Source organism: Desulfomonile tiedjei DSM 6799 (assembly GCF_000266945.1).
GTDB classification, from domain to species: domain Bacteria; phylum Desulfobacterota; class Desulfomonilia; order Desulfomonilales; family Desulfomonilaceae; genus Desulfomonile; species Desulfomonile tiedjei.
The window spans coordinates 2,550,049-2,568,411 of the sequence record NC_018025.1; the positions used below are offsets into that span (position 1 = coordinate 2,550,049).

Annotated in this window: 16 protein-coding genes; all 16 read right to left on the bottom strand. The window is 51.0% G+C overall.

What is annotated here, in order from left to right; genetic code table 11:
• Nucleotides 1-8 precede the first annotated feature (8 nt).
• Nucleotides 9-995 (bottom strand): carboxyltransferase domain-containing protein, encoded by a 987-nt coding sequence (locus tag DESTI_RS10640; RefSeq protein ID WP_014809964.1) that lies wholly within the window; start codon nucleotides 993-995, stop codon nucleotides 9-11.
• 87 nt (nucleotides 996-1,082) lie between these two features.
• Nucleotides 1,083-2,393 (bottom strand): 4-aminobutyrate--2-oxoglutarate transaminase, encoded by a 1,311-nt coding sequence (gene gabT, locus DESTI_RS10645; RefSeq protein ID WP_014809965.1) that lies wholly within the window; start codon nucleotides 2,391-2,393, stop codon nucleotides 1,083-1,085.
• A gap of 356 nt (nucleotides 2,394-2,749) precedes the next feature.
• Complete coding sequence (locus DESTI_RS10650) at nucleotides 2,750-3,502, bottom strand: LamB/YcsF family protein (protein ID WP_014809966.1); 753 nt, start codon at nucleotides 3,500-3,502, stop codon at nucleotides 2,750-2,752.
• Between the two features lie 22 nt (nucleotides 3,503-3,524).
• Complete coding sequence (locus tag DESTI_RS10655; protein ID WP_014809967.1) at nucleotides 3,525-4,484, bottom strand: ABC transporter permease; 960 nt, start codon at nucleotides 4,482-4,484, stop codon at nucleotides 3,525-3,527.
• 17 nt (nucleotides 4,485-4,501) lie between these two features.
• Nucleotides 4,502-6,073: a sugar ABC transporter ATP-binding protein gene (locus DESTI_RS10660; protein WP_014809968.1), complete on the bottom strand. Its 1,572-nt coding sequence runs from the start codon at nucleotides 6,071-6,073 to the stop codon at nucleotides 4,502-4,504.
• Nucleotides 6,074-6,168: 95 nt separating this feature from the next.
• Entirely contained in the window at nucleotides 6,169-7,335 is a 1,167-nt protein-coding gene (gene torT, locus DESTI_RS10665; RefSeq protein WP_014809969.1) for a TMAO reductase system periplasmic protein TorT, read from the bottom strand.
• A gap of 272 nt (nucleotides 7,336-7,607) precedes the next feature.
• A complete protein-coding gene (locus tag DESTI_RS10670; RefSeq protein WP_014809970.1) occupies nucleotides 7,608-7,913 on the bottom strand; it encodes a hypothetical protein in 306 nt (101 codons plus the stop codon).
• 307 nt (nucleotides 7,914-8,220) lie between these two features.
• Nucleotides 8,221-9,972 carry a sigma-54-dependent Fis family transcriptional regulator gene (locus tag DESTI_RS10675; RefSeq protein ID WP_014809971.1) on the bottom strand — a complete coding sequence of 584 codons (1,752 nt, stop codon included), beginning with the start codon at nucleotides 9,970-9,972 and terminating at the stop codon, nucleotides 8,221-8,223.
• 433 nt (nucleotides 9,973-10,405) lie between these two features.
• Nucleotides 10,406-11,047, bottom strand: a complete 642-nt coding sequence (locus DESTI_RS10680) for a response regulator (protein WP_014809972.1) — start codon at nucleotides 11,045-11,047, stop codon at nucleotides 10,406-10,408.
• Nucleotides 11,016-11,651, bottom strand: coding sequence for a sensor histidine kinase (locus DESTI_RS10685; protein ID WP_041286122.1), 636 nt, complete (start codon nucleotides 11,649-11,651; stop codon nucleotides 11,016-11,018). Before DESTI_RS10685 ends, DESTI_RS10680 begins: the two co-directional genes overlap by 32 nt.
• 9 nt (nucleotides 11,652-11,660) lie before the next feature.
• Nucleotides 11,661-12,836, bottom strand: a complete 1,176-nt coding sequence (locus DESTI_RS10690) for an ABC transporter substrate-binding protein (RefSeq protein WP_041286124.1) — start codon at nucleotides 12,834-12,836, stop codon at nucleotides 11,661-11,663.
• 384 nt (nucleotides 12,837-13,220) lie between these two features.
• The gene (locus DESTI_RS10695) at nucleotides 13,221-14,600 is read right to left on the bottom strand and encodes an MFS transporter (RefSeq protein WP_014809973.1); all 1,380 of its coding nucleotides are present in this window, start codon (nucleotides 14,598-14,600) and stop codon (nucleotides 13,221-13,223) included.
• Nucleotides 14,601-14,956: 356 nt separating this feature from the next.
• Nucleotides 14,957-15,259: a hypothetical protein gene (locus tag DESTI_RS10700; protein ID WP_014809974.1), complete on the bottom strand. Its 303-nt coding sequence runs from the start codon at nucleotides 15,257-15,259 to the stop codon at nucleotides 14,957-14,959.
• Between the two features lie 44 nt (nucleotides 15,260-15,303).
• A complete protein-coding gene (locus DESTI_RS10705) occupies nucleotides 15,304-16,227 on the bottom strand; it encodes an NAD(P)/FAD-dependent oxidoreductase (RefSeq protein WP_014809975.1) in 924 nt (307 codons plus the stop codon).
• Nucleotides 16,228-16,254: 27 nt separating this feature from the next.
• Nucleotides 16,255-16,563 carry a thioredoxin family protein gene (locus DESTI_RS10710; RefSeq protein WP_014809976.1) on the bottom strand — a complete coding sequence of 103 codons (309 nt, stop codon included), beginning with the start codon at nucleotides 16,561-16,563 and terminating at the stop codon, nucleotides 16,255-16,257.
• A 67-nt stretch (nucleotides 16,564-16,630) separates the two neighbouring features.
• Nucleotides 16,631-18,217: a sulfatase gene (locus DESTI_RS10715; RefSeq protein WP_014809977.1), complete on the bottom strand. Its 1,587-nt coding sequence runs from the start codon at nucleotides 18,215-18,217 to the stop codon at nucleotides 16,631-16,633.
• Nucleotides 18,218-18,363: the final 146 nt, after the last annotated feature.

The following is an 18,363-nucleotide window of genomic DNA, read 5'->3' on the forward strand; positions in this document are numbered from 1 at the left end:
TTGCAGGATCACAGGCGAGGCGCCATTTTGAGACCCTGCACACGTTTGGCGGCCAGTTCCGCGATGCCCTGTTGAACCTCGGCGGAGTTGTACCAGGCCATGTAGTCTTTCACCACGATCTTTCCCTGTTCAATCCTGTATTCGTAGTCGGTTTCCACGTGGACATGTTGGTAGATGTCGACAACTTCTTCTTCGGTGACTTCGTGAAACCTCACCCGGTCGGCAGGCTTATAAAGAAAGGGGCCATCCTTGAATATCGGGTGTTTCTGGTTGAACTGAAATGTCGGAATGGTACGGCCGAAAAGCTGGTACCCGCCACCAGTTGGCGTCGTGTACGTGAAAACGCACGGTCCTCCTATTCCGGCTGCTCCCTCAGGCGTCCAAGTCCGAGGAGGATTGTACTTCGGCACGATCAGAGCGCAGCGGGGATCGGTAGGCCACAGGAAAGCTCCTCCCGGCCAGAAGCCGCCTCCGCTGTTGAACCATTCAGTGCCCAGGAACATGTCTTTGGTTTCCTGAACCGAGACCCCGTTGCACATGGCTATGTATTCGAGATTATGCCCATTAATGACATTCGGGGAGCCGGGCCGCACTTCTTTGAGATACTTGTCTATAGCCTTCTTCGTTTCGGAATCCTCAAACGCAAGCGGCAGATGAATCACCCTCGATTCCAGCACGACGTCGTCGATAGTGGGCATGGAATTTTCAGCTTCTTTGACGTATTCGATAAGCTGAGACGTCTTGAGGACAGTAGGATCGAAATGAAACAGGTTTGTTCGCAAACCCGGGACGGTTTCGATCAGCCCTGCGATCTTTTTGGAGTGGATGATATCGTTCACAGCCAACATACGGAACGAGTCCTGCAATGCCGCACGTTGCTCGTGACCGTATTCCACTTGGATAAATCCATCGCCGGCCTCCCTGAACAAGACTTCAAGCCTTGATGCGGTTTCCGGCATGGTGTCCAGTAGCACCTCATACTTGTTTCGACTCATGTTTTGGTTCTCCCATTAGGGCTTTCGGACTCGACAGGCCGATACGAGATCCCCTCGATTCGGCCGCTTTTTATCGAGCCGCCTTGGTCATGCGCAGCTTACCGCAGCTAGCGCTTCCTCCAGGATGTCCAGACCTTCTTCCAATTGCTCGTCAGTGATCACCAGAGGCATTAAGGTTCTGATGACATTGCTGAATCTTCCACACGCCAGGATGATGAGACCGTGTTCGTGGGCATAACTGACTATCTTGCGTGCCTCCTCATGAGCGGGCTCCTTTGTCTTGCGATCTTTCACCAGTTCCAACGCTGTCATTGCTCCAAGACCCCGAACGTCGCCTATAAGGGGGAATCGTTCTGACATTTTGTGAAAGCGTTGTTGGATGATCTCGCCTATCTTCTCAGCGCGGGCGCTCAAGTCTTGCTCTTCTACAAAATCGAGAACCGCCAAGGCTGCTCTGCACGAAACAGGATTGCCGGAATACGTTCCTCCTAAACCGCCAACCTGAGGTTGCTCCATTATCTCTGCCCGGCCGGTGACAGCCGCCAGGGGCATACCGCCGGCGAGGGATTTAGCTGTGATAATGATGTCCGGAGCTATGCCGTAATGCTCGATAGCAAAGAGCTTCCCTGTTCGGCATATGCCGGATTGGATCTCGTCTGCAACGAAGACGATCCCTCGCTTCTTGCATGACTCGAAAAGGATAGAAAAATACTCCCGTGGAGGTGCCACAAAGCCGCCTTCTCCGAGAACCGGCTCAACCACCATGGCCGCAGTCTCTTCGGCAGCTACGTGATTCAAGAGGAAAGATTCAAAGTGATGTGCGCAGTACACATCGCAATTCGGATATGTAAGTCCGAAAGCGCATCGGTAGCAATATGCGTAAGGCATACGATAAATTTCAGGAGCAAACGGCCCAAAACGAAATTTATACGGCTTCACCTTGCTGGTCATAGTCATGGTGAGCAGGGTGCGCCCGTGAAAGGCATCTTCAAAGACGATAATGGCTGGTCGCCCCGTATGGCCGCGAGCGACTTTAACCGCGTTTTCAACGCCTTCCGCTCCACTATTGACCAATATCGTCTTCTTCTCGAAGTCGCCGGGTGTAAGGCGGTTCAGCCTTGAAGCCAGCTCCAGGTACGGCTCGTACATGACGATGTGGAAGCAGGTGTGCAAGAACTGGTCGGCCTGATCCTTGATTGCAGCTACGACTTGTTCATTGCAGTGTCCCACATTGTTGACGCCTATCCCACCAGCAAAATCCAAGTACCTTTTACCCTCCACGTCCCATATTTCGGCTCCCTTAGCTCTCGAAACAAAATAAGGGGTGACATAAAAAGGACCCCTCGGGACCTCCGAGAACCTCTCCTCCAGGAGTTCTGTATTCGACTTATTGAGCAAAACGACACTCCTCTCGCAAATTTGTTATCTGAAAAGGGTAATGCACGAACTTATCGGACAGCGCTTATCTGCAAGCCGAGCAGTCAATGCATCCCTGTGAACGACAATGATATTCACTTTATGGGTCTGTCATGTCGAGCCTATAAAAGGCATATGCCCTAACTTAGAGCGGTTTTGGTTGTTTGTTCCGGAGGAACACGTGAAAATAGGCCGGCGATTCATCGCCGGTTAAGAAGAAACACCATGGATTTTCGAGTCCCAGAGGGACGACTGATACACAAATTCCCGGCAATGAATTACCGGGCTATTTTCTTTAGTCCCTTCAGGACAAAGAATTACGGCAAAGGCTCATGCCTCTAAAGAGGCGGCGCAGCCACAACTATCCCATTCTCGTGAAAGGCACGCCGAACAGCCGAGACAATCGCTAATGCTCCCGGTGTGTCGCCATGAACACAAACCGAGCTACCTTCAATCGCTATTTCCTCGCCATTTTCGGCGATCACTTTCCGATCCATGACCATCTTGAGAACCCGTTGGGCCACGTGAGCGGGGTCGTGGGCGCCATGTTCGCGCGTGATGACCAGATTACCTTCCGCGTCGTATCCGAGGTCTGCGTACAGCTCGAACACCGTCCGTATGCCCATATCCTCAGCGACCGCCCCGATCGCTCCCTTCTTCATGGCATAGAGATAGAGCTTCGGGTCCACGTCCTTCAGTGCCTGGCAAACGGCTCGAGCAATTTCTTCGCGACGATGAGCCATGCCATACAGAGACCCGTGCGGCTTAACATGATGAAGACGCAGACCGCTTGCTTCGACAAAGGCTTTCAAGGAACCGATTTGATACAGGACGTCGCAGTAGACCTCGTCTGGCGTAAGATTCATTTCTCTTCTGCCGAATCCGGCAAGGTCGGGTAATCCGGGGTGAGCGCCAACCTGCACGCCGCATCGCCGGGCAAAGCCCACCGTCTTCTTCATTACGCTCGGGTCCCCTGCGTGGAAGCCGCATGCCACATTGGCTGCGGAGATGTATTGCATGAATTCTTCGTCATTGCCGAGCTTGTACATCCCGAAGCTCTCACCCATATCCGCATTGAGATCGATTTGCATAGACATGCTCCAGTGTTTCTCTCTATCGGCCTTTCAAAGACAGCCGGAATTGGTCCATGACCACAGCGAAGACCAGAAGACAGCCCATGACCACCATTTGCAAGTAAGAGCTGACATTCATGAGGTCCATCCCGTTCCTGATCAGGACGATCAAAATGGCTCCGAAAATGGCTCCAATAACGTTCCCTTCACCTCCCCGGAGCGACACGCCGCCGATGACTGCCGCAGCTATGGACTCCAGAGGCAAGGCTGCTCCAAGATTCGGTTCACCGGAAGCCACCCGGGCGGTCAGCATCACGCCTGTCAAACCTGCAAGTGCGCCACAGAGTATGTAGGCCAGGCAATTGTATTTTTTCACATGAATGCCCGACAGTCTGGCTGCTTCCTCGTTTCCCCCGATGGCATAAAAGTATCGCCCGACTCGCGTCCTCGTCAGCATGATGTATATTGCGATCACTACAAACGAAGCGACAAACAATGGCACAGGAATCCCACAGAGCCTACCTATGGCCAGGTACTCGTTGAACTGGTCGGGAAGATTGAAGATCGGAACCCCTCCGGAAATGAGAAGGGCCATTCCATGTGCCACTGACATCATGCCCAGGGTCACCACGAAGGGAGAAACTCGGAACAGGGAAATGGTTATGCCGTTGACAGCGCCTAATGCAGTGCCTGTGGCCACTCCCACCAGCACCCCGGCAGTAATTCCTCCCGCGGGATGCGGCAGCGATATGATGGTGTGAGCGGTGACAATGCTGGTCAGGGCGACTGAGGACCCGACTGAAAGATCGAAACCCGCACACAATATAGTGATCATCTGCCCGCAGGTAACCATGACCAGGTATGTTGCCTGTCTACTCACCGTCATCATGTTCGACAGTGTCATGAAGCGACTTTCTGCCAGACTGAAGAGAACGATCAAGGCGACCAGAAGAAACGGGAGCACCCCTACGGATATGAATATTCGTTTTACCGACTCCACCAACTGTCTCCCCTTCCTCAGTGGTATTGCGACGGTGCGCCTGCGCAGGCGGTGCGCCCGCTAAGGCCGTCCCGGATCGCTTGCTGTGTCACAGAACTTGCGAAATCGTAACCGAAACAGCCTGCCAGGACTCTTTCCTCAGTCGCTTCAGAACCGGGCATTATCGAGCACGGTGCCCCTGCGTGCATGACCATAACCGTATGACAGAGATTCAAAATTTCCGGCAATTCCGAAGAGATGAAGATTACAGCCATGCCTTTTTCCGCATAGTCCTTCAATAACCAGTACACGTCCCGCTTGGCTCCCACGTCGATGCCGCAACTTGCCTCGTCAAAGATGAACACTTTGATATCTCTCGTTAGCCCCCTCGCGAGCATAACCTTTTGCTGATTCCCGCCACTGAGATCGTTAACGGTCTGGTCGATGTGGGGTGGGCGAATTTTGAGTCTGTCTATCAGGCTTCGAGCCGTGGATTTCTCGCGGCCGATATCTATGAACGGTCCCTTCTCGAAAAGGGGGACTGCTGCCAGTGTCTGATTTTCCCTCACCGAACGACACAGCACCAAACCTTCCTTGTGCCTGTCCGCGGGGAAATAGAGTATTCCGTTTCTTATGGCTTTTGACGGGTTCATTTTCTCGAGCGGCCGGTCGAAGAGAAGGCTCGATCCGGCTGTAATTCTCTCCAGACCGAAAATTGCCCGCCCGACCCGTGATTTGCCTGCACCCACCAGACCGGCGATACCGAAAATCTCACCCTCCCGCACGGTAAAGCTCACGTCACGAAGCCCACTGGCCGTCGTAAGTCCTTGTACCGTGAGCACCGGTTTTCCCGGAGTGTGGGTAAGAGTTGGAAAAACCTCAGCATATTCGGTGCCGGTCATCAGGGAGATCAATTTTTTTTCATCAGCATCGGCCATCTCGAGTGTGTCTACATATTTTCCATCCCTGAAGACAGTTATGCGGTCACCTATCTTCCTGAGCTCGTCCATGCGATGAGAAATGTACACGACTCCCACACGCTCGCTTTTGAGCTTCCTGATAATCTCGAAGAGCTTTTTGACTTCCTTGTCCGTAAGGGATGCGGTGGGTTCGTCCAGGATGAGTACGGACATCTTCTCTTGAAAGGCCTTGGCAATCTCCACCATCTGACGTTCGGCCCGAGTCAAGTCTGCCACCTTGGCAGTCAGGTCGAGATCGAAGTCAAGGCGCTTCAATGACTCCTCAGCCTTTCTCTGCATGGACTCCTTGTCCAGCAAACCTCCCTTAACGATCTCTCTGCCCAGAAAGAGATTCTCCAATACAGTGAGTTGCGGTACAAGGCTGAACTCCTGGTACACCGCAGAAATCCCTGCCATTCTTGCATCGTGAGGACTCTCGAATATCGTCTGCTCACCGTGGACGAAGATTTCTCCGCCATCCGGCTGGTACGATCCGGCTATGATTTTCGTTAACGTGGACTTGCCTGCTCCGTTCTGGCCGAAGAGAACGTGCACCTCACCTGGCAAAAGCTCAAAGCAAACACGATCCAATGCCAGCACACCAGGGAATTTTTTGGTGATGTTGACAAGTTTCAGTGCGAGATCAGGCACGGTGCATTCTCCTTTTCACGTTACTGCTACTGCAGCAGGGAGGTATCGGGCGACGCTCCTGATTGAAGGAGCGGCACCCTATCGATTGCCCATTGCTATTTCTTGGGCTCCACCTTAAACTCCGGTCGAAAATCCCGAGGCCCAAACAACAACTCATAAGGGTATTGATCGATGTTTGCCTGGGTGAGAGTCGGGATGATCGGGCCTGCTCTGAACGGGAAATCCTTTCCCGCTTTTTGGCCGTTAAGAATCCGAACCATCATATCAACAGCCATCTGTCCTTGAGTCACCGTGAGGTCGGACGGTGCAGCGGCAACAGTGCCTTTCTTAATTTTTTCATAGAGTGGCGGGATGATATAAGTTGACACGACCTTGACGGATTTGGTCCGGCCCGTTTCGGCAAGGGGACCTACCGCTGCGTCGGCTGCAACCGCATTTCCTACCAAATAGTCGATTGTGGGGAAGGTTTTCAGCGAGTTCTCGATGAGATCGAGTTGCACGTTCTTGCCCGTGTCTCCCCACTTGACCGCAAGCATGTTGACCTTGCCTTCAAACTGTTTGATGGCCTCGTTGAACCCATCCAGGGTATCCGGTGCCCAACCCGACCCGGCGGGACCCGGCAAGAAAACTACATTGATTTCCTTCTTGCTCTGGGTCTTCGCATCCGATACGACAAACTCTCCTGCATGCTTACCCATGTCGAAAAACGAGACGAGCGCCTTGCCGGCTATGTCTTGAGCCTGAATATCGTTGATGACTTCTACGACAGGAATTTTCTTCTTGGTTAACTCCGCCACTGCGGGATCCAGCGCCGTATAGGAGATGGAGCCCAGGATGATCCCATCGACTTTTTGCTGCCCGAGGTTTTCCACCTGCGAGACTTGCTTCTCGACTTCCGTATATCCACCGGCAGCGACCAGTTGAACTCCCACTCCCAACCGCTTGGCTTCGGACATGATGCCGTAGTTCACCGCAAGCCAATACGGGTCCTTCAGGTGAGGGAAAGAAACGCCAATGACATATGGTTTGTCGGCCTTTTCAGGGGGCGACCAGTCTTCCGCTTTGGGGCCGTCGAGGCTTGCAGCCGGTTTCCCTGACTTCTTCTGTTTCACATCGTACGTGCCGTAATAAGAATTCACTTTGACCGGCCACCAGGGTTTTTCCGCTGCCAGGCACATGAGGCTGTTCGCCAGAAAAATCCCGCTTACCAGCACAATTGCCGAGACCAACTTTCTCGACGACATAGATCTACCGACACCCATTTGTTTCTCCTTTGCACTCAACGCATTTTCACCCGGACAACTCCCATGAGGCAGTTGTCGGAATGTTTTCCGATTGCACGAGGGCGGTTCTTGAAGTTCCCCGCGTTCGGACAGAGCAAGGCGGTCGCTCCAAACCGGCTGGCGGAACCTGTCAGAAACCTGGCGTTCACCATGCGGATTGACGACTCGTTTTCCCGACAACTCGGCAGTCCGGAGGCTCACTCATCACCGTGAAAAAGGCCACTTCTGAGAAAATGCCTTACAACCCCCTCTTATCGGTCGCGGTGATGGCGAGTCACTGCCTCCGGTGCAGTTTTTAGGTTGATTCCTCGAATGTTCCCGCTGAGCCCTTTTTCGATGAGTTCCAGAATCAGTTTGCGTATGTCTTCCATCAAGACCGACACGATCAGCCACTGGCGGTCATTGTCGTCAACGTGGACTATCTGGCTCTCAACTGACACTCCCCTGTTCTCGAGATACGATCGAGGGTCGAATTTCAATCCTCTCTGCGGGATCTCGATGAGTATGTGTGACAATCCCTGAGGCAAACGCTGAAGGGCGAAATCTTCCGGGCCCATTTTCTCACCAGGACAGGCTACTTTTTCGAGCGGAGGAGTATCAAAAAGTGGGCCAAAGGACGAATATCGGCAGAAAGAAAACGCAAGTGGTTGGAGTGATTGGAGATATTTGATATTAGTGGGGGTGGATGCGTCAGGATTCTAGTCTACAATTTCTACTTTCCTGTAGCCGTAACCGATGCAATATTGCATAGGCGCTGTGGAAGGACGGCTTATTTTGCAGATAGGAGCTTGATTATGCAGAAATGCATTGAATGATGCATAGGTGCATTGATCGTTCGGCCGCATCTCTCTCGTACGCGGACGCTCAACTTCCCAAATATTTCTTCATCTTGCGCGAAATTGTCGATTGATTGATGCCCAGGTGCGGTGCTGCTTTCTGCTGGGAACCGTACTTACGGACAGCTTCTGCAATGTGCTCCAGCTCTAATTGGTCTATCGCCTTCTTTAGAGAGCCCTGTTCAATGGCGTTCTTTAAACGGCCGGGATCGGCATGTCCGCGTACTGATGGTGGAAGCTCGTTCAAGGTGACCACATCTCTTCTACTCAGAACCATTGCTGATTCGACAATGTTTTCAAGTTCTCGCACATTTCCGGGGTATTCGTAGTGGAGCAGTGCATCGAGGGCTTCACTGTCTATGGATCTATCAATGCCGTGCTTGGACCTGAACTTCCTGGTGAAAAAGGTTATCAGATCCAGGATGTCCTGTGTGCGGCCTCTCAGAGGCGGAACTGTCAGAGATACTACGTTCAACCGGTAGAACAGGTCTTCTCTAAAAAGATTCTTCTTTACTTGTTCAGCCAGATCTCTGTTTGTGGCTGCTATGACTCTGGTATCGACAGCCCGAACAGTCGACCCTCCCACACGCATGATACATTTCTCGTCGAGGAAACGCAGCAATTTCACCTGCTGACCCAGTGGAGCTTCGGATATCTCGTCGAAAAATAAGGTACCGCCCTCGGCCATTTCCACCAGTCCCGGTTTTCCTTTTGCTCCGGCCCCGGTAAAAGCGCCTTTTTCATATCCGTACAGCTCTGACTCAAATAACGTGTCTACGATTGCTGCGCAATCAACCCTGACGAATGGCCCTTCCGATCGTTCGGACTTGTGGTGGATGAGTTTTGCCAACTGGCCTTTCCCCACGCCCGATTCTCCATTAATCAGGACAGTGGAATCGAATCGGGCCACTCTGAGTGCCCTTTCATAGATTGATTCCATCTCCCGGCTGCGGCATACGAAAAAGTTGCTCTCGAGGTCTCGAAGCTGAAAGTCCAGCAGCTCGCTTCGGTATTGATCGACCAGAGCTTTACTCTCGTCCAGTTCACGGCGGATGCGATCGAGTTCTGTTATGTCACGATCGTTTATGATGATGACATCAATTTCCCCTTTGGAATTGAGTATCGGGTTGCCGGTGGCGAGCACTCTCTTATCCGCTTTCGTAGTCTGCACCAGAGTTACAGTGGTTTTTCGCTTGAGCACCTCCATGGTGACCGATTCGTCTACGTACCCGTTCGCGACAAGCTCGGCGACGTTCCGTCCGAGGATGTCGTCGGTCTTGCATCCGGTGATCCGTTCGGCAGCTTTATTGAGCTTTACCACGTTACCCTGCCTGTCCGTGATCCACAGGCCGTCGTACGAGGATTCCATGATCGAATCCAGAAGTTGCGCCATTTCTCTGTACGATTCCAGTTCCATGGCGTACTTATCGTACACGAACACTGCTTGAAAAAAAGAGACTACTCCTTCAATTCCGGTTTTGAAACGCAGAGGCAGATGATTGGTTATATAAAGCTTGCCTCCGATGGAACTGCGGACTCCGAGCTGTGGAGTCCCGTCCTGGAAGATCTTCGACATGTCGTCCCAGAGTGAACGTTGAATGTCCCGGGCATGGCACTTTACCAGCTCCTCTTGGGAGCTTCCCAGGAATCTGGCTGCAGCTCTGTTTGCGTACGCCACCGTTCCAGACGGTAAAACGACAATGATTCCGTCCGGCACAATGTCCGTTACGGAACCGAAGACTTCAAGAAGCTCAGAGAGCGTGTTGTGGGGTGTTTGCATCGGTCGGTCGCCAAGCCTGTCACTCGGCTCTGTTTCAGATTTATGTGCAATTGTTACACGTTCCCATGCGGAGACGCAAGGCTCCTGAATTTGCAGTAGCAGGCATCAACGGGAGAGAACAGGAACACATATCGAGTTTCAGGACGATCTGTCGGTGAAATTATCGATTCGAAATAGAACCAACCCTGTTTTATGACGATTCTCTAAAGTAATAGCGGATTACTAAGGATGCCAAAATTAGTGTCCGATTGAAGATTAGGAATATTGGTGGGTGCCGGCCTCCGTGCCGGCGCATCTTCCACATAGTCAATGATATCGATATAATAGACCGGCAGGGACGCCGGTCTCCACTAATAGGTTGTCTTTGAACGCGGAACAAACGCCAGAAATTTTGACAATCGCTGTGTGAAGAGCGACTCCTCGAAATTGGAAGCTATTTGTCGACAATACCATGCTTAACTGCGTAGCGGACCAACTCTACGGAAGTCTTCAGGCCGAGACTCTCCATCATGCTGTATTTATGGAATTCAACAGTCTTCGGGGAAATACCTAAAATCGAAGCGATTTCTTTGACACTGTGACCTTCCGCAATCAATTGCAGGACCTCACGTTGACGTCCCGTCAGTCTGGTGCTTTCGTCAAAGGGCTCCTGGGATTTCTGCTTGTGAAACTGTAGCAGGCTTCCTGCCAAGAGAGGTGTTATATAGGTTCGACCTCTGTATGCGTTGGAAACAGCAGTCACTAGTTCCGAAGAAGCAGAATGCTTCAGAACGTATCCCGATGCTCCGGCCTCGAATGCCTCCGCAGCATACATGACATCCGTGTGCATGGTCAAAATAACCACCGCGATGTTCTTATACTTCTTCTTGAATTGGCGCATCGCTTCGATGCCGTTAAGCAGTGGCATGGAAACATCTGCCACCACGACATCGGGCTGGAGTTTTTCCACAGCCTCGACCAGTGTTCGGCCGTCCTCAACGATGCCTACGAGTTCGAACTCGGGTTCCAGGATACTCTTTAAGCCTTCAGCCACAATGCGGTGGTCATCTGCCAGGAGCACTCTTGCACGTCTCATGCGTTCCTCCTTCCAAGGGCGCTGAAAGCTCGATCACCGTTCCCATGCCCGGCTCGGAGCAGACACTGAGCTTGCCGTTTATGTAGTCCACTCGTTCTCTCATACTTGCGAGGCCTATGCCAGGAGTCTGACGTACACCCTGCGGAACGAATCCGATGCCATCGTCTTTTATGGTAAGAACCAGGTGTCCGTCCAAACTTCGAAGAAAAATACTTACTCGTTTGGCTTTCGCATGCTTCGCTACGTTTCTCAAGCTCTCCTGGATGACTCGATAGACACACAAAGCAGCATCTTCTCGGATAAAGTCAGGGACATTTTCGTGATCGAAATCTACAGGAATGTCTTCCCGGTCGAAAAAGCGTACGCAAAGAGATGTCACGGCTCTAACCAAGCCAAGATCTTTCAGTATTGATGGATGGATTTGTCTCGATAGGGCATGCACGTCTTCAGAAAGTGCGATCAATTGGTCCTTCATGGAACCGATCTTCTTTTGTGCCGATTCCTCGATTCCGCTTCCCCGGATTTCCAGTGTCCCAGCCTCGATGGCTACGGCCGCAAGCCTTTGCACAATGTCATCGTGAAACTCGCGGGAAAGTCTGCTCAACTCCTCTTCTTACGATGAAATGAGTCTTCCGGCAAGCGTTCTGAGATCTTGACGACTTTCCAGGAGTGACATTTCAGCCCTTTTGCGTTTTTGAAGATTGACAAAAAGTGTAACAATCAGGAGGGATTCAAGAGCAATGAGAGTGATTACTGCTATCGCCTGGGCTCGGTAGAGCTCCCAAATAGAGAGTTGACGGTATCGAATTTCACTCCCGTGCGGAAGGTCACTTTCGTTAATGTTCCACCTGCGAAGCTGGCGCCAGTCATAAGCGTCGACCATAGTGCTGGAGCCGAAATCAAAGGGGATTTCGCCGGCCGGTTTACCGCGGAGGATTTGAATAGCCATTTCTGCAGCCCTGCGGCCCTGTAGCCGAAAGCTGGTCAGCGGCCCGCCGACTATCCCATGGCCAAGGTACGATTCGTAAGGAGCGAAAACGGGGAAGCTCGCTTCACTGGATATGAGTTTGATTACATCCCGAGGAATGAAGCTTCTGCCTTTCGAGTCTACGAAAAAAGTTGTGAAGAAAACTACAGAGTCTGCCGGCAGTTTTCTTACTCTTTCAAGGAGACCTCCAATAGAAAGACCTGATAGGTCGGTTATGGAAATCTTCCCCCGAAAAGCCTCCAAAGACTTTCGCAGATCCAGAGAACGAATTTCGTCATTTTCGAATGCTCCGGAGATCAAGACTGCGTTTTTCGTGTCCGGCATGAGAGAGAGTGCTGCATGAATGAGCACGGTTCCATTAGTCGGCTCCAGCACGCAGGTGGACCTTTTTCGGAGTGGCGAAGTCTCGAGCCTGTTCCCAAGTTCCTGGGGAATTGCGCACATGACCACGGGCGTATTCGGAAAGACTTCCTCCGAATTCTCTATCAAGAAATTGGAAGCAGGAACATCGAAGCTGATGACCACGTCTGTTGCGGAATCCGCGTATCGATGGCGCAGAAGTTCCACCAGAGCCTTTCTCTGGTTTGAGTCTCTAAATCTGGTAAGATCGAGGTACTCGACGAACAGTTGAATGTTGAGGTCAGTATTTCTTGAGATTACCTCTCGAATACCTTGCTCAGCCATTTCCGTGGCCGGAAAATCGAGAGGTTCGGAATACAGAATCACAAGCCGCCGGGCATGGTTGATATCAGAGCCAGACTCCGCATCCGGCGCGCCGGAGAGGCTCAGCAAAACCGTCATGATCGCCACGACACGAAGGAATGGCGTAATCCACTCATTTACGGCAGCTTCTGAAGCTTCAGTATCGGTTCGATGAACACAACGCAATGAACTTTTTGGTTGCAAGAGAGTGCCTTTGTTGCAAAGACTGTTGCCCCGGTGTTTCCGTGCTCGCCCGAAAAAAGCTTATACTATTCGCTTTTCTTTTCATAATCCGGGAGGCTGGAAATATCCTTCGCTCCGGACGACGCAGAGCCGTCTAATCACTGCGCTCAGGACACCCCGGCCTTCGCCATCTTTTGTGCGTAACTGCGGAATGGTATTACATCTTTCTTGCTGGAATTCAAGCCATTGAGGAGGCCCAAGAAAGCCTCCTCACAAATTGGGAACGCATCGACAGCGAGTTTATTTAATGTCCTCCAAGGACTTGCCGCCGGTACGCAAGCCCCACAGAAGGACAGGGATAATCGGCAATACGAAGAGAATCCCTACTGCATTGAAAACTCCGGAAAAACCTGCAACCTTATGGATGATTGGGATTACCGGCTGAGCCGCCGAAACTGAAAGTCGAGCCAATCCATTGTGGAACCCCGTTGCGGTATTCCGCATCTTTGTGGGGTACGATTCCGCCGTGTAGGAGAACAAAACAAAACTGACTGCCATGATGAAAACATTAAAAAGGAATCCAAAACCCACCAGCAGGGTGAAAGAATCCAAGTGAGCAAAAACAAATGCAAATGCTGCACAAAGCGCTCCCAGACATAGCAGCGGAATTTTGCGTCCACCGAGGTCCGAGACAAACGATGCAAGGAAACAACCCACGGGCACGCCAATGCTGATGATGGTCGATGCCGTAAGGCTATCCGCCACAGTAAAGCCTTTCATTTTCAGCAATTGGGTGGTCCACGTCGTCAGGGTGAAAGTGGCCGGTGTAATTGTTATGAACAGCAGAATGAGCAGCAGGGTACGTACGATATAACTCTTTGTAAACATCCCATACAGAACTTCGGACATTCTCTCTCTGGGTGGGACCTTAGTGGCTGCTTCTGAAAGGTCTATTTTGCGGTGAGTTATGAATTCCATAACTTCTTCAGCCTCGGGCAATCTTTTTTGAGCCACAAGCCATCTGGGCGATTCTTTCAGATATTTCAATCCGAGGAAGAAACCTATGAGGCCGCATCCTCCTATGTAAAAGATTATCCGATACGCATCAGGCCCCATCGGTATGATCAGTCTGCACAAAAAAGCGATTACCGGCACTGCGCAGAATCCTACCCCAGCCACGCGACCCTGCCATTTACCTCGTGATTCTGCGGGTGCCATTTCTGCGATATAGGCCTGAGAAGTCACCATAAGGCAGAACACCCCGAATCCTGTGAGGGAACGGGAAATTATGAAAATCGTGAAGTCATTGGTAAGTCCGTTCGCTACCGATGCAACGGAAAAAATAAGTATCGAGGCCAGAAAAGTCTTACGACGCCCGATAAAATCTGAAATGACCCCTCCAAGAAAACCGCCGGAAGTCATTCCTATGAAATACCAGAAGACAATCGTCGCAATATCTGTCATCTTCAAATGCCAGGACTCTTGAAGAGCAGGAGCAATGAAACCGAAGTTCCAATTGTCCAGTTGCTCGAAGAAATACGCCATCATAATGATATAGAAGATGAACTTGTGGACTCCGGTCACTTCAAGTCCGTCAAAGTAGTTATTAATGATCTTCCCTTCGGTCGAAGCCTTGGGAAATATCTGCTTTTCAACAGTAATCGCTGCCTCTTGTGACATGTTCGGCTCCTTCTACAATACACTTCATGTGGCTCGTGATGATCTGGGCGCAGGAATCCCCTTCACCGAAATGACTCGGCTCCGCTTCGAACAGTGCTTAACGGGAAGGGTTCACTAAGTAGCTTGCCGTTGCATAGGCGCTGACTTAGAGTGTTTCTTTGTTCGTTGTTCCGAAGGAACAAGTGAAAATAGGCCGGCGATTCATCGCCGGTTAAGCGGTTAAGAGAAAACAAAAAGATTTTCGAGTCCCGGAGGGACGTCTGATACACGAATTCCCGGCAATGAACTACCGGGCTATTTTCTTCAGTCCCTTTGAGACAAAGAATTGGAAGAAAGTTAGCGCCTATGAGCTGCCGTTATGTTCCTGGTGCGTTTACATCCCCGTTGTTGAGCACTTGCCACCTCGCAAGTCTGGCTGAACAATCTTCCAGCATTGCCCTGGTGATCGGTTTTCTGACGCTGATTGTCAGTCCGTTGACCTCTAAAACAGGCACATAATCGATTTTGTTATGTCTCTGTATTTCGAGAAAACAGGAGATAGGCTGAATCTCAAAGTCTTGAACTCCGTAGGCTTTGAGACTCTTCCGCAAGGCTGACTCAGTCTCTTCAAGTTTGACAGTATCGGTATCGAAAATTCGTACAAGTATGCTCGTATCCATTTGATTACCCTGGGGTTATCCGTTAGTGCTATCGTCTCTTGGATTTAACACCGGTCGGAGCTTATGTATCGCTCGCATGTCAATGCGGCAATCGTCCCATCGTTCATGGCCGTGGTCAGTTGTCGATATCGTTTACGATTGAGGTCTCCGGCAGAGTACACGCCAGGGATGTTTGTGCTCATATCTTCGCCGACCAACACATAACCGTCGTCGTCCAGGTTAACTATTCCTTTCAGGAAATCCGTTTCAGGTTTCTGACCTAAAAACGCAAAGATCCCGTCCACCGGTATGGTCTCGCTTACACCTGTTACGACGTTTTCAATTACGACCTCTTTCAGTTTCTTGTTTTCGAGGATTAAGTCGACCACTCTGGTATTTGTTCGAGCCTCGACGTTTTTGTTGTGAAGCAACTCGTCTTGAACGGTTTTGGCTGCAAAAAAGCGATCAGCGACCTCAATGAGCGTGAGATGAGAAATGCCGATTCTCATGAGGTAGAGACTCTCATCAAAGCCGCTATTTCCACCTCCCAAAACGAGGACGCGCTTGCCGGCATAAGGAAATCCGTCGCATATCGAGCAATAATGAACTTGCTCACATTCCGGGAGACTCAGGGGAATCGGCTTGCGACCGGTGGCTACGATGAGAGCTTTTCCGTGATATATGGCGTCATCACTCTCGATAATTTTCTCTGTGCCGGAAATATCCATGGACTGGATCATGCAAACTTCCTCGATAGACACCCCGAGGTGATCTACATGGTCGCGAACCTTTTGCATCAGGTCCATGCCATGAATGGAGATGTACGAAGGAAAGTTTTCGACCATGTATGTGTAATTGCACAATCCTCCGCAAATACTCTTTTCCAGGATCGCAGTCTTAACCCGTGCTCTTGAGAGATAAATTGCGGCAGTCATCCCGGCAATGCCGCCCCCAAGTATCAAAACATCGAATGGACGGACTTCTTTCATCTGAACCCTCTTTTCATCGGTACCGTTCTAAGCGGCTTCGTAAAAAGCAGCCATTTCTCGGGGGTTCATTAACCCATTTTTCTGAGCCGAAATTTCACCCTTCTTGACCACACACACTGTCGGAACTCGTTCCACTCCTGCCAAATCCATGGAGTTAGGACATTCCTCGCTATCCACCGTGAAAACAGGGACCCCCGGGATTATCGCTTGGAACTTTTCGAGCACCTTCAGCATATTTTTGCAGTGTGGACAGAGTTTCTTTACAAATATGATTACTCCGGTTTCCAGACTCTGGACGGTCGATCTGAAATCCATATCTTGAATAGCCGTAAACATGATTCACTCCACTCCGGGCAGAATTTAATGCCGAGGGCCGGGTGTCACAGCCCTCGGTCTCAACAAATTACGAAGTGCGCAGCTCGCCGATAATTGCTTTTAACTGCTGCAAGAGTTCCTTGCCGATTTCAGGTTTGTCTTCGATGATGTTATTTAGCTGAAACGGATCGGAATTCCTGTCGTAAAGTTCATCCTTCGCCGGTAACACTACTTCCGCTCCGGGAGTGCAGGTCCACATTTCTTCCTTCACTTCGACTTTTGCCGACTGCTTTCCTGCGTTGCCTCCACCCAAAGCGTCGTCATAGAAGACTTTGTGCATCTCCGAGATAGACAGGGATTCTTGGTCTTTTAGCCAGTGGATATATGTGTAGTCGTCGGTTATAAGTGACCACGACATCCCGTAGTAGCCGGCGATGGCATAGTCCCGCACCCGGTCCTTTTCACCGTAAGCGATTGGTAACAGGCTGGAGCCCTGAATATCCATCGTGCCGAAAGTTCTGATTCCTTCATGACCTGCTTCCCGGAGAGCCTCTTCATCCAGATAGCCAAGTGCATCCAAAATAGTGGGCATGATGTCTGTGTTTTGGACGAAGCTTCTAATTCTGCGTCCGCCTTTGACTCCTGGTACCTGCATCATGAGTGGAATGTGAACCAGCTCCTCGTATGGCCAAGGTCTGCTCTTACGCATGATTCCATGACCGTGTTCGCCTTCACCCATGGGCTGACCGTGATCTGAACAGATGACAATGAGAGTGTCCTCCATAAGCCCCATCTGTTGTATTTGATCCAGTAGCTTACCGATCCATTTATCTACTACGGTGATCTTCTCTGCTGTGAGGGCTCGGACATGTTGGCATTCACGCTCGGTGATACGACCTTTCACATCGCTCCAGGGTGCCAGCACCAACGGATTGCCTTCATAATCAGGGTCATAAGGACACTTGAGATCCGGATCCCAGACAGAGGGCGGATCCCAGGGCTCGTGAGGATCGAATGAATCGATCCATAAGAAAAAAGGCCTCTTAGGATTGCGCTCGAATCTGAGCCACTTTTCTGCCTCTCTCGCCACCACGGCGATATAATTGTCCGCATCGCTGCGCCAATGCTGTCTGATCTTCAGATAGCACTCTATTTCACGCAGCAGGGCTGAACTCATCTGATCTCTCAAATTACCGTTTTCATCGTACAGCATGGTGGGCGAAATATAGCTTTCGGGTTTCATGCATGGATCGAGCGGTTCGTGGTAAAAGGTTTCATGGTCCAGTTCGTGACCGCTGCAAAACTTGACGTAATCGAATCCACGGGAATAGCCGTATTTCGGTAAGCGAAGTGGTGGAGAGTCGTAAATGAGAGCCGTCTGAACATTGCGGCCCCACAAGATATCGGTAATCGTTGTGTCCTCAAGGCCCAAAGGCTTCCATCCGCCGAAAGGTAGGGTGAAACGACCGGTCAGCAACGATCGTCTTACCGGTATAGTGGGAAGACCCTCCGAGTAGGCGTTTTCAAATAAGATCCCCTTGCGGGCGAATCGATCCAAATTCGGCGTGCTTATCCAGTCGTTTCCGTAACATCCCAGGTAGTTGAATGGGAGCGTGTCGAGCATTACAAAAATTGCGTTTCTGATTGCCTTCTTAGTCGGTGCATCCTCCGGCATGAGTCTCCTCCTTGATTAGGTGTCACTGATGAAGTTCTCTTCGATTTGGTTGCCGCTGTGGCCGGGTATTTTGCTGGAAACTTGGGGGAGATCCCTCGAAAATCTTCCATTCTGTCGTGAAACCTGGCCCATCGCATTATTTCCTG